This window comes from Mycobacterium yunnanensis (genome assembly GCF_025823185.1).
GTDB classification, from domain to species: domain Bacteria; phylum Actinomycetota; class Actinomycetes; order Mycobacteriales; family Mycobacteriaceae; genus Mycobacterium; species Mycobacterium yunnanensis.
Window position 1 is genome coordinate 600,475 of record NZ_JACKVK010000013.1, and the last position, 13,777, is coordinate 614,251.

14 protein-coding genes are annotated in these 13,777 nt (G+C 69.2%); 3 read left to right on the plus strand and 11 right to left on the minus strand.

Going from position 1 to position 13,777, the window contains the following annotated elements; translation table 11 throughout:
- Window position 1: 1 nt before the first annotated feature.
- A complete protein-coding gene (gene glnT / locus H7K45_RS26500) occupies window positions 2-1,360 on the minus strand; it encodes a type III glutamate--ammonia ligase (protein WP_263999333.1) in 1,359 nt (452 codons plus the stop codon).
- Between the two features lie 225 nt (window positions 1,361-1,585).
- Between glnT and H7K45_RS26505 the strand changes: the two genes are divergently transcribed.
- On the plus strand, window positions 1,586-2,428 hold the full coding sequence (locus H7K45_RS26505) for a ribonuclease Z (RefSeq protein ID WP_263999064.1): 843 nt from the start codon (window positions 1,586-1,588) through the stop codon (window positions 2,426-2,428).
- Here the strand turns inward: H7K45_RS26505 and H7K45_RS26510 are convergent.
- Genes H7K45_RS26510 through H7K45_RS26520 form a run of 3 tightly spaced genes read right to left on the minus strand, consistent with a single transcriptional unit; the run spans window position 2,412 to window position 5,980 of the window.
- Entirely contained in the window at window positions 2,412-3,251 is an 840-nt protein-coding gene (locus tag H7K45_RS26510; RefSeq protein WP_263999065.1) for a transglutaminase family protein, read from the minus strand. The genes H7K45_RS26505 and H7K45_RS26510 overlap by 17 nt on opposite strands.
- A 33-nt stretch (window positions 3,252-3,284) precedes the next feature.
- On the minus strand, window positions 3,285-4,262 hold the full coding sequence (locus H7K45_RS26515) for an alpha-E domain-containing protein (RefSeq protein WP_263999066.1): 978 nt from the start codon (window positions 4,260-4,262) through the stop codon (window positions 3,285-3,287).
- Window positions 4,262-5,980 carry a circularly permuted type 2 ATP-grasp protein gene (locus tag H7K45_RS26520; protein ID WP_263999067.1) on the minus strand — a complete coding sequence of 573 codons (1,719 nt, stop codon included), beginning with the start codon at window positions 5,978-5,980 and terminating at the stop codon, window positions 4,262-4,264. The genes H7K45_RS26515 and H7K45_RS26520 overlap by 1 nt, the downstream gene beginning before the upstream one ends.
- Window positions 5,981-6,130: 150 nt before the next feature.
- Here H7K45_RS26520 and rpsT point away from each other — a divergent pair, with 150 nt between their 5' ends.
- A complete protein-coding gene (rpsT, locus tag H7K45_RS26525; RefSeq protein WP_263999068.1) occupies window positions 6,131-6,391 on the plus strand; it encodes a 30S ribosomal protein S20 in 261 nt (86 codons plus the stop codon).
- A 1-nt stretch (window position 6,392) separates the two neighbouring features.
- Here rpsT and holA read toward each other — a convergent pair whose 3' ends face one another.
- From holA to H7K45_RS26550, 5 genes are all read right to left on the minus strand, one after another.
- A complete protein-coding gene (gene holA, locus H7K45_RS26530) occupies window positions 6,393-7,337 on the minus strand; it encodes a DNA polymerase III subunit delta (RefSeq protein WP_263999334.1) in 945 nt (314 codons plus the stop codon).
- Between the two features lie 21 nt (window positions 7,338-7,358).
- On the minus strand, window positions 7,359-8,852 hold the full coding sequence (locus H7K45_RS26535; RefSeq protein WP_263999069.1) for a ComEC/Rec2 family competence protein: 1,494 nt from the start codon (window positions 8,850-8,852) through the stop codon (window positions 7,359-7,361).
- On the minus strand, window positions 8,849-9,676 hold the full coding sequence (locus tag H7K45_RS26540) for a ComEA family DNA-binding protein (protein WP_263999070.1): 828 nt from the start codon (window positions 9,674-9,676) through the stop codon (window positions 8,849-8,851). Before H7K45_RS26540 ends, H7K45_RS26535 begins: the two co-directional genes overlap by 4 nt.
- Window positions 9,677-9,762: 86 nt before the next feature.
- Entirely contained in the window at window positions 9,763-10,167 is a 405-nt protein-coding gene (locus H7K45_RS26545; RefSeq protein WP_263999071.1) for a RidA family protein, read from the minus strand.
- On the minus strand, window positions 10,164-11,192 hold the full coding sequence (locus H7K45_RS26550; protein ID WP_263999072.1) for an acetamidase/formamidase family protein: 1,029 nt from the start codon (window positions 11,190-11,192) through the stop codon (window positions 10,164-10,166). Before H7K45_RS26550 ends, H7K45_RS26545 begins: the two co-directional genes overlap by 4 nt.
- Before the next feature lie 94 nt (window positions 11,193-11,286).
- On the opposite strand from H7K45_RS26550, the gene H7K45_RS26555 reads away from it, so the two are divergent.
- Window positions 11,287-12,336 (plus strand): NAD(P)H-dependent amine dehydrogenase family protein, encoded by a 1,050-nt coding sequence (locus H7K45_RS26555; protein ID WP_263999073.1) that lies wholly within the window; start codon window positions 11,287-11,289, stop codon window positions 12,334-12,336.
- Here the strand turns inward: H7K45_RS26555 and H7K45_RS26560 are convergent.
- Together H7K45_RS26560 and H7K45_RS26565 are read right to left on the minus strand one after the other, a co-directional pair.
- The gene (locus H7K45_RS26560) at window positions 12,311-12,931 is read right to left on the minus strand and encodes a maleylpyruvate isomerase family mycothiol-dependent enzyme (protein WP_263999074.1); all 621 of its coding nucleotides are present in this window, start codon (window positions 12,929-12,931) and stop codon (window positions 12,311-12,313) included. The two genes, H7K45_RS26555 and H7K45_RS26560, sit on opposite strands and share 26 nt — an antisense overlap.
- Before the next feature lie 9 nt (window positions 12,932-12,940).
- Window positions 12,941-13,777: a DegV family protein gene (locus tag H7K45_RS26565; protein WP_263999075.1), complete on the minus strand. Its 837-nt coding sequence runs from the start codon at window positions 13,775-13,777 to the stop codon at window positions 12,941-12,943.

A 13,777-nucleotide genomic window follows, 5' to 3' on the forward strand; every position in this document is an offset into this window, starting at 1 on the left:
ATCACCAGAACCTCAGGTAGCGATCGGTCTCCCACGACGACACGTGCGCGGTGTAGGAGTCCCATTCGGCCCGCTTCTCGGTCACGAACGAGGTGAACATGGCGTCGCCGAACACCTTGCGCACCAACGGGTCCGCCTCCAGGGCATCGACGGCCTCACCGAGGGATCGCGGCAGCCAGCCGATGCCACGCTCGGCGAGGTCACGTTCGGACGCGTCATAGAGGTTGTCCCGGTTGGGGTCACCGGGATCGAGACCTTCGCGGATGCCCTCCAGTCCGGCGGCGAGCACCAGCGCGGCCCCGAGGTACGGGTTGCTCGCGCTGTCGGCGGCGCGGCATTCGACCCGCCCACCACCCCTGGGGATGCGCATCATGTTGGTCCGGTTGTTGTCGCCGTAGCAGGCGAAGATGGGCGCCCACGTGAGCCCGGACATGCTGCCCTGCTTGACCAGTCGCTTGTAGCTGTTCACCGTCGGCGCGATGACCGCACAGATCGCCGACGCGTGCCGCAGCACGCCGGCGGTGAACTGGTAGCCCAGGGTCGACAGGCCGCAGCCGCGAGGGTCGTCGTCGGCGGCGAACAGGTTCACCCCCGAGGAGTCCGCGAGTGACATGTTGTAGTGTGCACCGCTGCCCGTGCGGTCGGCGAACGGCTTGGGCATCCAGGAGGCGAACAGCCCGTGCTTGCGGGCGATCTCGCCGACCATCATGCGGAAGAACACCAGCCGGTCGGCCATGGCGACGGCGTCGGTGTAGGTGAAGTCGGTCTCGAACTGGCCGTTGCCGTCCTCGTGGTCGAAGGAGTAGACGTCCCACCCGAGTTCGTTCATGGCTGAGACGATCTCGTCGACCACGCCGTAGTTGTGCAGCATCGACCGCAGGTCGTAGCACGGCTTGGCCAGGTCGTCGTCAGGGCTGGCCGGCTGCGGGACACCCTCGCGGTCGTCGGTGAGCAAGAAGAATTCCGTCTCGATGCCCAAATTGAAGGTGTACCCCAGGCCGGCGGCGTCGGCGGTGACGCGCTTGAGGATCTGACGGCTGCACGCCTCGAACGGGGTGTCGCCGATCCAGAGATCGCCCGGGAACCAGGCGATCTCGCGGTTGAACGGCGCGATGATGGCGGCGTCGAGATCGGGGTGCGGGGCGACCTCGTCGTCGTTGACGTCCTGCGGAACTCCGTCGAGGGCGGCGCCGGTGAACATCTCGGACCCTCGCGACGCCTGCTCGAGGTGGCCGAGCGGAACCATCTTCGCCTTGGGCTTGCCGTGAACGTCGACGAAGCTGATGGCCGCGTACTTGACGCCTGAAGCGGCCAGCCGCTCGGCGACCTCGGCGGTCCGTCCGGTGAGCGTGGTGACGATGATTCCTCCTCGATTGGATGTGCCGCCGACGCTAGGCAGTCTCTGTTGCCGACCTGTTTCGCGGTCGTAAATGACGTATGGAGATTCGCGCTTGGCTTGTCTGCGTCAACCTGCAGCTCACACCGTTTTAGGCGCTTATTTTCAATGGGTCATCGAATTCTGGGGTTGGGCTGGGCGAAGGCGATAGTCCCGCGTAACCGATCTTGACCGGGTAGACATGACGTCATGATCGACGTCACCCTGTTGGGCACGGGCAGCCCGATGGTCGACCCCCACCGGGCGGGCCCGGCGACGTTGGTGCAGGCGGGCGGTCAGACCATTCTGGTGGATTGTGGACGAGGAGTCCTGATGCGCGCCGCGGCGATCGGGGTCGGCGCGGCGAACGTGTCCGCGCTGCTGCTGACGCATCTGCACAGCGACCACATCACCGATCTGTCCGACGTCATCACGACGCGGTGGATCTCCACGTTCGCCCGCACTCCCCTGCCGGTGTTCGGCCCCCCGGGTACGGCCGCCGTCGTCGAGGCGGTCTTGGCCTCACTCGCGCCGGACGTCGGTTACCGCGTCGGTCACCACGCAGACATCACCGAGCCGCCCGTGGTGGAGGTCCACGAGGTGACCGACGGCACCGTCTGGGACGTCGACGGCGTCACCGTGGCGGTGGGGCCGACCGATCACCGGCCGGTCGAGCCGACGATCGGATTTCGGGTCGAGTACTCGGGCGCCTCGGTGGTGGTGGCCGGTGACACGGTGCCCTGCGCCGGCGTGGACATTCTCAGCGCCGACGCGGATGCGTTGGTGCACACGGTGATCCGCAAGGATCTCATCGCACGGGTGCCCAACCAGCGCCTGCAGGACATCCTCGACTACCACTCCTCGGTGGAGCAGGCGGCCGACACCGCGGCGCGGGCCGGGGTCGGCACCCTGATCCTCACCCACTACGTGCCGGCGCTCATCGCCGGCCAGGAGGACGACTGGCGCGCGCTGGCGGCCACCGCCTTCGCCGGCCGGGTCGAACTCGGTGACGATCTGCTGCGCGTCGAGGTGCGCCCTACGCCAGCCGGGTGATCTCGACGATGACGTCGAGATCGGTCGACCCCTCGCCGGAGTAGATGCCCTTGAGCGGGGACACGTCGTGATAGTCACGGCCTACCCCGACGCTGATGTACTGCTCGTTGATTTCCTTGTCGTTGGTGGGGTCGTAATGCCACCAACCGCCCGTCCACGCCTGGATCCAGGCGTGGCTCTGACCGTCGATGGTGTCGCCCACCTTCGCCTTGGCGTTGGGATGCAGATACCCCGAGACGTAGCGTGCGGGAATTCCCATGCTGCGCAACAGGATCAGAGTCAGGTGCGCGAAGTCCTGGCAGACGCCCTTACCCTCGCGCAGTGCGTCGAGCCCCGAGGAGTGCACGCCCGTGGTGCCAGGCACGTAGTCCAACTCGGTGTGCACCCACTGTGCAGCCTCGATCACCGCCTGCTGCGGATCGTGATACTTCGCGATGCGCTCGCCGACCCGGGTCAGGCGCCGGCTGACCGGGGTGTACTCCGAGGCGGACAGGTACTCGTCGAACTGGTCCTTGACCGCCGGTGACTCCAGGTCCTCCCACGTGAGTTGTTCTTCGGGCACCTCGCCCTTGTCTGTCTCGACGACCGACGACGCCGTCACCTCGAGTTCGGCGTGCGGGGCGTGCAAGTCGAACGCCGTCACGGCGGTACCCCAGTAGTCGACGTAGCGATAGGACCGGGTCGCGGGCACCGTCTCGATGCGGTTGAGGACGACGTTCTGCCGCGAGTCCGACCGCGGGGTCAGGCGGGCCTCGTTGAACGACGCGGTGACCGGAGACTTGTAGGCGTAACCGGTTGCGTGAATCACTCGCATGCGCCACATTATTTTCTCCTCTTCGCGCGAGCGCTCATGGACTCAGACCTCGCCCTCTTCGATGACCAGCGATCCGTTGCGGCCGGCGTCGGTCCAGGCGACCCACGGTGCCGAGTAGAAGTACTCCTGCGCCAACGCTTCTCCGACCTCGGCGCAGGTGATCTGCAAGGCGCCGAGTCGTTCGTCGAGGGATTCCAGCAGCACTCCGGACCTCAGGAACTCCAGTTCGCTGCGGGCGCGGCCCAGCAGTCGCTGTGCCTCGGCAGTCGCCCCGACGCGGTTGAGCCGGCGGTGGTGCAGTTCGTCGAGGCTGTGCTCGGCAAGTCGCAGCGAGTACATGATCGACCGCGGAAACAGGCGATCGAGCATCATGAACTCGACCACCCGGCCTGCGTCGAGAACGCCGCGGTAGGTCCGTAGGTAGGTGTCGTGCGCACCGGCGGAACGCAGCACCGTGACCCACGCCGGTGAGGACGCACTGTCCCCGACCCGTGAGAGCAGAAGCCGAACGATCATGTCGACGCGTTCGATGGCCCGCCCCAGCACCATGAACCGGTAACCGTCGTCGCGAGACAGCGTGGAGTCGGCCAGTCCGGCGAACTGCGCGGCCCGGCCCTCGATGTAGGACAGGAACTCGTGCGGCCCGAGGCGCCGGGCCGCGCGTTCGCGCTCCGGCAGGGCGTTGTAGGTCGTGTTGAGGCACTCCCAGATCTCGGTCGAGGTGACTTCCCGTGCGCCGCGGGCGTTTTCGCGGGCCGCCGAAATCGAGTCGACGATCGAACAGCCACCCGGGGTGTCGCGGCTGAAGGCGACCAGGTCGGTCAACGACCAGAGGTCGAGTTCGGTCTTGGGCGGGGTGATTCCCAGCACCTTCAGCAGCGTGCGAGACGCCAAGTCGGGGTCGACGCTGGAATCCTCGAGGAGCTGGTGGACGGTGACGTCGAGGATGCGCGCCGTGTCGTCGGCCCGCTCGACGTAGCGGCCGATCCAGTACAGCGATTCCGCGTTGCGTGCCAGCATCAGCCGTTCACCGCCTGCTGCTGCTGCTGTTGTTGCTGCTGCTGTTGCTGCTCGTGTTGGCTCTCGACGTTCCCGCCGGTCTGCGACTGCTTCTGCGACTGCGCGGGCCCGTCACCGTTGCGCTCCTTCGTCGGCTTCGGCTTGGGAAGGGCGCGAACGACTTCCGCGGCGGCCAGTTCGCGGTCGGCCACCGACGTCCGCGACGCCAGCACCCAGGTGTCCTTCGAGCCGCCGCCCTGGCTGGAGTTCACCACCAGGGACCCCTCGGGCAGCGCGACACGGGTCAAACCGCCTGGGAGCACCCACACGTCGTCGCCGTCGTTGACGGCGAACGGTCGCAGGTCGACGTGCCGCGGGGCCAGGCTGTCCTCGATCTGCGTCGGCACGGTGGAGAGCTGCACCACGGGCTGGGCGATCCAGCCGCGCGGGTCGGAGCGGACCTTCTTGGTGATGGCCGCGAGCTCCTTCTCGGTGGCACTGGGGCCGAAGACGATGCCGTACCCGCCCGAGCCCTCGACGGGTTTGATGACGAGTTCGTCGATGCGGTCGAGTACCTCTTCGCGCTCGTCGTCCAGCCAGCACCGGAAGGTGTCCACGTTGGCCAGCGACAACTTCTCACCCAGGTAGTACTCGACGATCGTCGGGACGTAGCAGTAGACCAGCTTGTCGTCACCGACGCCGTTGCCGACGGCGCTGGAGATCACCACGTTGCCTGCGCGCGCGGCGTTGAGGATCCCGGCGACGCCGAGCACCGAGTCGGGCTTGAAGTGCATGGGGTCCAAGAACTCGTCGTCGATGCGGCGGTAGATGACGTCGACCTGACGATCGCCCTCGGTGGTGCGCATGTAGACGGTGTTGTCGCGGCAGAACAGGTCGCGACCCTCGACGAGCTCGACGCCCATCTGACGCGCCAGCAGCGAGTGCTCGAAGTAGGCGGAGTTGTAGACACCCGGGGTGAGCACCACGACAGTGGGGTCGGCCTCGTTGGAGGCGGCGGCGTTGCGCAGCGCGCGCAGCAGGTGCGAGGAGTAGTCACCGACCGAGCGCACACGGTGGGTGGCGAACAGGTTCGGGAACACCCGCGCCATCGTGCGGCGGTTCTCCATCACGTACGAGACGCCCGACGGCGACCGCAGGTTGTCCTCGAGTACCCGGAACGTGCCCTGACCGTCGCGCACCAGGTCGATGCCGGCGACGTGGATGCGCACGCCGTTGGGCGGCACGATGCCTGCCGCCTCCCGGTGAAAGTGCTCACACGAGGTGATCAGCCGGCGCGGGATGACGCCGTCGCGCAGGATCTCCTGTTCGCCGTAGATGTCGTCGAGGAACATCTCGAGGGCCTTGACCCGCTGCTTGATGCCGCGCTCGAGTCGCGACCATTCGGCCGCGGAGATGACGCGCGGCACCAGATCCAGCGGGAACGGCCGCTCCTGACCCGACAGCGAGAAGGTGATGCCCTGGTCGACGAACGCGCGGCCCAGCGCCTCGGACCGGGCGGCGAGCTCGGAGGCGTCCGACGGTGCGAGTTCGTTGAAGATGCCCTTGTACGGCCCGCGGACGTTGCCCTGCGCGTCGAACATCTCGTCGAAGGCCTTGGAGTAGTCGCCGACGTCGTTGTAGCCGCCGAAGATCCCGTGGTGACGTGTGGGCGAGGACGCGGTCTTTCGCCCCGTTCGGGCGCCGTCCGCAGGCAGGGTTCGAAGGCTCACGACAGACATGCTGCCCCAACGTCCTCGTTTCGGCAGGCCAGGCCACGCCGCTTTGGGAAATTCATTGCTTCGCTGGTAACCTGAACCCTCGCTGCCCTCACCAGGGCGCCCGTGCACACTTTGGTAAACCCAAGCAGACATTCGCAAAGGAACTTTCGCGTGGCCAACATCAAGTCGCAGAAGAAGCGCATCCTCACCAACGAGACCGCGCGCCTGCGCAACCAGTCGGTGAAGTCCGCTCTGCGCACGGCCGTCCGTGGCTTCCGCGAGGCCGTCGACGCCGGCGAGAAGGACAAGGCCACCGAGTTGCTGGCCACCACGAGCCGCAAGCTCGACAAGGCCGCCAGCAAGGGCGTCATCCACAAGAACCAGGCGGCCAACAAGAAGTCGGCCCTCGCCCAGGCCCTGCACAAGCTTTGAGCTAGTTCCCCCCGGCCAATTCGGCCACCCGTCGCACCGCCGACTCGAGCGCATAGTCCGAGTCGGCGGCGGCACCCTTGACGTCGGCATTCAGGGCGGCCACAAGGCGCATCGCCTCGGCCACCGAATCGCGCGTCCATCGCCTGGACTGCTTCTGCGCCTTCTGCACGCGCCACGGCGGCATGCCCAGTTCGCCTGCCAGCCGGTAGGGATCCCCCGTGAGCGGACCTACCCGCGCGATCGCGTGCACGGCCTCTGCCAACGCGTCGGCGAGCACGACGTGCGGTTCGCCGCCGATCATCGCCCAGCGCAGCGCCTCGGCGGCGCCGGAGACGTCCCCGGCGACGGCCTTGTCGGCGATGTCGAACCCCTTCACCTCGGCCTTTCCGCTGTGATAGCGGCGGACGGCGGCCGCGGTCACCTCGCCACCGGTGTCGGCGACCAGCTGTGAGCAGGCCGCGGCCAGCTCGCGCACGTCGGATCCGACCGCGTCGAGCACTGCGGTGACGACGTCGTCGGCGACCTTGACCTTGAGCCCGCGGAATTCCCGACGGACGAAGTCCGCGCGTTCGCCGGCCTTGGTGATCTTGGCGCAGGGATGGACCTCCGCCCCCAGCTTCTTCAGTTGATCGGCCAGCGCCTTGGCGCGGCCCGCACCGGAGTGCACGACCACCAGCACGGTGCCCGGCTGAAGGTCCGCCGCGGCGTCGGCGATGAGGGCCGCCGCGTCCTTGCCGGCCTCGGCCGCCGCCTCGAGCACCAGGATGCGTTCGTCGGCGAACAGGGAGGGGCTGAGGAGCTCGGCGAGCTCGTTGACGCTGACCTCACCGGCGCGCATCCGGTCGACGGGGACGTCCTGGGTGCCGGCCTGCTTGCGGGCGGCCCGCAGCACCGCGCCGATCGCACGGTCGACGAGCAGATCTTCATCCCCCAGGACCAGGTGCAGTGAACTCACGCCACGATGGTGTCACGCCGCACCGACGCTCCACGCCACCAGGCACACCGCGGCGGCGACGACCGCGACACGCCCACGTCGCCACCGCCAGAGCACCACCGCGGCCACTGAGGCGGTCGCGGTGATCAGCACCCCCGGCCAGCCCGACGGCGTGGTCATCACCGCACCGGGAACCGCCGCCGCCCAGGTGCCGACGTGGGTCAGCCACCACAGCTCCGGACCGGTGAACCGGATCATCAGCTCCGCCGCCGCGGGCCACGGCACCGTCAGCACCGCCGCCGCGGTGCCGATCACCGTGATCGGCGCGATGACCGGTGCGACGACGAGATTCGCCAGCACCGAGACCATGCTGACGGTTCCGGACATCCCGGCGACCAGCGGAGTGGTGACGAGCTGGGCGGCGACGGCGACGCTCACCGCCGCCGCCACCGGAGTCGGCCAGCCGCGGTCGACCAGACGGCGGGTCCACACCGGCGCGACGACCACCAGCGCGGCCGTCGCCGACACCGACAGCGCGAAGCCGAGGTCGACTGCCAATTCGGGTGAGACCACCAACAGCACCAGCACGCAGGCCGACAACGACGGGATGGCCCGTCGGCGGCGCCTCGACAGCACCGCGAAGAGCGCGATGGACCCCATCACCGAGGCCCGCAGCACACTGGCTGACGGCTGCACCACCACGACGAACGCGATCAGCGCAACCGCGGCCAGGCCGACCGCGATCCGCGGACCGACCACCACCGCGGACAGCAACACCGCGCCGCACACGATGGTGACGTTGGCCCCCGACACCGCCGTCAGATGAGTCAGTCCGGCGGCGCGGAAGTCGTCCTCGACGTCCTCGTCGACCGCCGAGGTGTCCCCCAGCACCAGCGCGGGCAGCATGGCCGCTTGATCCCCCGGCAGCACCGACCGGGCGGCATCGGCGAACCGGGCCCGCACCTCGGCGGCCGACCGCTGCACCAGGCTGGCGGTGCCCCAGCGCGGACTGCCCGTGGCGGTCAGCACCGCCACCGACAAGTCCCGCCGCATCGGTCGCGAGACGTGGGCGCGAAACGCGGCGGGCCGCCCCGCGGACACCTCTCGGTAGTCAGCACCCGATGCGAAGACCACGACGCGCCCGCCGATCTGTCGTCCGTCGAGTGAGATCAGCTTGGCGCGGAACATGATTCGCGCGCCCCGCAGCATGCGAGGCGACTCGGTCGGGGTGAGGACCACCGCCACGGTCGTGCCGTACTCCGACACGATCGGATGCTCGTCGGCGTCCTGTACCCGCAGCCCCACCGCCACCGCGAAGGCCACCCCGACCGCCGCCACTGCGACCACCGTGGGCCATGGCATCCGCCACCGCCACCGCGTCGCCGCCGCGACCAAGACGGCGGCCACCACGGCCACCACCCCCGCCGTGGTGCCCCACACGATGCCGGCCGCGGTGACGGCCCAACTGGTCAGCGCACCGGGCACCAACCGGACGTCGGGCCCGTCCGCGACCGACGGGAACGTCACACCCGAACCAGCGCCCGCAGCTTCTCCAATCGGGCCGGGCCGATGCCGTCGACCTCCCCGAGTTGATCGACTCCGGCGAACGAGCCGTTGGCGTCGCGCCAGGCGACGATCGCCGCCGCCGTGACGGGGCCGACGCCGGGAAGGGCGTCGAGCTGCTCGACCGTCGCCGTATTCAAGTCGACGAGTTCACCTGCCGCCGGGCCCTTCTCGCCAGCCACCGACGGAGAGTCGGGTGCCGCATCGGGTGGCGAGGTGATCGAGCTGCCCATCGACGGCGGAGCGCCCGGCGGTGAGGACAGACCCACGACGATCTGCTCCCCGTCGCCGACGCGGCGCGCCATGTTGAGCCCTACCAGGTCCGCCCCGTCGACCGCACCGCCTGCTGCGGCAAGCGCGTCGGCGACGCGGGATCCCGCGCCGAGGGTCACCAGCCCGGGCTGGTGTACCAGCCCGACCACGCTGACGGTGACCTTGGCGTCAGTCGGTCCGCCGGGCGGTGCGGTCGGCGCCGTGGACGACACCATCTGCACCGGAGGCAATTTCGCGGACGTGACGGCCGGACCGTCGTCACGGGTCAGCGTGAACACCGTCACCAGCACGGCGACGGCGCCGAGGATGCTCAAGCCCACGACCCCTGCGCGCCCTGGGTCGGCCCGCACCGACGCCAGCCAGCCGGTGGCGGTGCCTGCAGTGACCTCGGGCAGCCATCGTGACAGGGTCGTGTCGGACTCCTCACCGCCTGAGGCGGTCTCGGGCTCCTCGTCGGGCGTGCGTGGTCCGGCGAGGCGACGTTCCACGTCCAGGACCGGTCGTTCGGTGCGCATGCCGCGACGGTATGCGCGCCCCCGGACGCCCCGATGTCGTCGAGCCCCCGGCAGCCGACGGCTGTGGACGAAGTGGGGTCTGTGTACTACTGCCACCCGTCTTGGCGCCAGCACACCCAGTCGATCTCGACCAGTGCGCCGACTGCGAGGCCGCTCACTCCGACGCACGTCCGTGACGGCAACCGGTCCGGAAACCAGGGGGCGTAGGCGGCGTTGAACGCGTCGTAGTCGTCCCAGTCGGTCAGGAAGGCACGGACCGAGACGACGTCGGCCAGGCCGCCGCCGCACAGCTCGGTGACGCGCACCAGGTTTCGGATCACCTGATCGGTCTGGGTGGCGACGTCGGAGCCCACGACGGCACCGTCCACACCGGTCGGCATCTGACCCGTGACGTAGAGGGTCTGCCCGGCCGCGGTGGCGTGCGCGAACGGGGCGACGCCGGGGGGCACGCCGTCGGCGGGGCTGAAGGTGAACGCACGGATGCCGGTCATCCGGCGGTCCGCCAGCTCGGGAAGCACCGTTTGTCGATGCGGCCGTGCACGCCCTGGCGTTGGTCCACGACCTGGGTCACCGTGAAGTCGACCGCGACCGACATGAACGAATACGCGTCCGCTGCCGTCAGGCCGAAGTGCTTCTGCAAGACGTCGAGTGTTCTCATCGCGGCCGCCTTCATCGCGTCGTCGAGGGTGTCGCCGAAACCGTGCACCAGCAGATCGGTCGCGGTCTCCAGCACCGGCACGGTGAAGGGTAGATCACGACGAATGGTCACCCGCAGCAGTCCGTTCAACGAGGCCTCGAGTGCCGTCCCGCTGACCTCTCCGTCGCCTTGGGAGACGTGCGGGTCGCCGACGGAGAGCAGCGCACCGGCCACCTGGACCGGGAAGTACATGCGGCCGCCGGCACCGATGCGCCAGTCGTCGACGTTGCCGCCGTGATCACCGGGCGGCACCGACGACACCCGCACCGGCTCGGCGGGCGCGACGCCCATGGTGCCGAAGTGTGGCCGCAGCGGGACGACCACACCGGGCAGCGCGGGTTCACGGGCCGCGGCGTCCGGGGTGACGATCGTGCCCGGCTGATCGGCCAGCGGAGTCGTGGTCCAGTCGTAGCCGAAGACCGCGCGTCCGAGCATGGCGTCGCAGTCCAATTCGTAGATCGTGACCCGCTCGCGCTCGAGCACGTCGTAGAGGTGGCCCCAGTGCGCGGCGAGGTTCGAACCGTGCGGCAGCCGGGGAATGGCCTCCAGGATGTCCACTTGCAGGACGTCCCCTGGTCGAGCGCCTTCGACCGCGATCGGCCCGGTGAGCAGGTGCGGCCCCGGCCCGCGGTCGGTGACCGCGTCGAACACCGCCGCGATGCCGTCGTCCATCAGCAGGTCCGGAGCATCGCCGGCGTGATGGGTCAGCGTCTCGATCTGGATCAGGTCACCGGACGCGACGACGATCGTCGGCGGCAGCCGCGGGTCGAAGAATCCCCAGTGCACCGTCGACGGCGTGGCGGGCAGGAAGTGGTGCATTCGGCGATCATGCCAGCGCAGCGGCACCTCGGCGCGGCGACGATGTCGAGGATTCGCCCCCGCCGGTGCACACTTCGCGAATAGTGTCCACCCCATGACGACGACACCGCTTCGGGTGATTCAGTGGACCACCGGCAACATCGGGCGGCGTTCGCTGCATGCCGTCATCGGGCGCGACGACATGGAACTGGTCGGGGTGTACGCCCACGGCGCCGACAAGGTGGGCGTCGACGCCGCCGAACTCGCCGGGCTGACCGAGCCGACGGGCGTCACCGCCACCGACGACGTGGACGCCTTGATCGCCCTGAAACCCGACGCCTGTTGCTACAACCCGTTGTGGCCCAGCGTCGACGATCTCGTCCGCCTGCTGGAGGCGGGGGTCAACGTCTGCTCCAGCGCGGCGTGGATCACCGGCGGCAAGCAGACGCCCGAGGACCGCCAGCGCATCGAGAAGGCCTGCGCCACGGGTAGTTCGACCATCTTCGGCAGCGGGGCGCACCCCGGCATGACCAACATGGTCGGCATGGTGCTCTCGGGGGCGTGCGAGGACGTCGACCAGATCAGGATCACCGAATCGGTGGACTGCTCGACCTACGAGTCGGCGGGCACGCAGTCGGCCATGGGATTCGGCCGGGACCCGCAGACCCCGGGTCTGGCCGAGAGCGTCCGAGTGGAGAGCGAGGTGTTCGCCGAGTCGGCGGCGATGATGGCCGACGCCATCGGCGCCACGCTCGACCGGATGACCTTCGACGTCGAATTCACCGCCGCCACCGGTGATTCCGACCTCGGGTTCATGCAGATCCCGGCGGGCACCGTCGGCGGGGTCTTCGGCTATCACCGAGGCTGGGTCGGCGAGCGCAACGTCGTCAGCGTCGGCTTCAACTGGACGATGGGCAGCCACGTCACCCCACCCAAACCGCTCGAGCACGGCCACGTCATCCAGGTCTTCGGGACGCCCAACATGCGCACGGTGCTGCACTGCCTGCCGCCGAAGGATTGGAACGAACCGGGTTTCATGGGGCTAGGGATGATCTACACCGCCATGCCGGTGACCAATGCGGTACCCGCGGTCGTCGCCGCTGCCCCGGGAATGGTCACCCTCAAGGATCTGCCCCCGGTCACCGGACGCGTGCGGCGAGCCTGACCAGTCCTGGGCCGTCGAGGTCGGCGAGCGCGTCGGGGCGGCCCGCCATGACCATCAGCAGCGCCTCGCCGGAACCGCGCACCCGGTCGCCGCGACCGTGCGACCAGTCGAGATCGGTGGCCTCGAGCCGAACGCCGCGGGCGCGCCACGCCCCTCGGATCGTGGGCGCGTAGCGAACGAAGTCCAGTGCCACGCGCAGCCGATCGGCGGGGATCGTGCGGGGCAACCCCAACGGCCGTCGAATGTCCTGCTGGTGAATCATGTTGTCGGTGAGGGCGATTCGGCCGCCAAAGCCAGCGGTCAGCCCGGAGGGCTCGGCGTTGTCACGGAAGACGTCCACGATTCGTTCGTTCGAGCGATCCGCCAGGGCCTCGACGGCGAGCGCGTTGATGCGGTCGGTCTGGAGCCGCCCCTTCACGAACCGAGCGACCAGACCCGCAGGCGGAACACCCTCGAAGCTGACACAGTGCGCCGCGACGTCGCGGACGGTCCAGCCCGCGCACAGCGACGCCGCAGCCCATTGGGCCGCAGTCAGCCCGTCGAGGAGGTCCGCGAAGTCCTCGCGCTCTGCGCGCGTCAGTTCCAGATACGCCATCAGGCCTCCTCACTCGTCCAGCGTCACGCAGACGCCGACGGCCCCACCGCCGACGTGCACCGAGAGCACCGGGCCCATGTCGGTGACGGACATCGAATTCACCTGCGGCAGGCGGGCCGTCAGTGCCGCCCCCACCTCCGCGGCGCCGTCGTGGTTGTCGACGTGATGCACGGCCAGGGTTGCCGAGTGATCGCCCACCGCTTCGGCGACGGCGTCGACGAGCGCGGCATGCGCCTTGGACACCGTGCGGATGCGCTGCGAGAGCACCAGTCGGCCGTCGACGTCGAGGCGCAGCAGCGGCTTGAGCGAGAGCGCCGTGCCCAGCCACGACGCAGCGGTGCCGATCCGGCCGCTGCGCCGCAGATTGTCGAGCCGGTGCACCACGATGAAGGCGTGACCCCGCGGTACCGCGGCGCGCGCCGCGGCCTCCACGGCGTCGAGATCCCCGCCGTCGCACGCCGCGCGGGCCGCGGCCAGTGCGACGAAGCCGACCCCGGCGGCCGCCGATCGCGAATTCACCACGCGCACACCAGAACCGAACTCGCGCGCCGCCCCAACGGCCGAACTGTAGGTGCTCGACAAGGCGGCGGACAGGTGCACCGCGACCACCCCGTCGCCGTCGCTGTCGGCCAGCGCCTGGCGATAGACCTCGGTCAAATCGGCCGGTGTGGCGCCTGCGGTGGTGGCGTGCGGCCGGTCGTGCACGTCGTGGGGCACGTCGTCGACCTCGTCGAGCAAGTCCGCGCCGTCGACCAGCACGTGCAACGGGACCTGTCGAATCCCCCGACGCTGCAACACGTTTCGATCCATCCGGGCCGACGAGTCGGTGACCACCACGACTGGCAC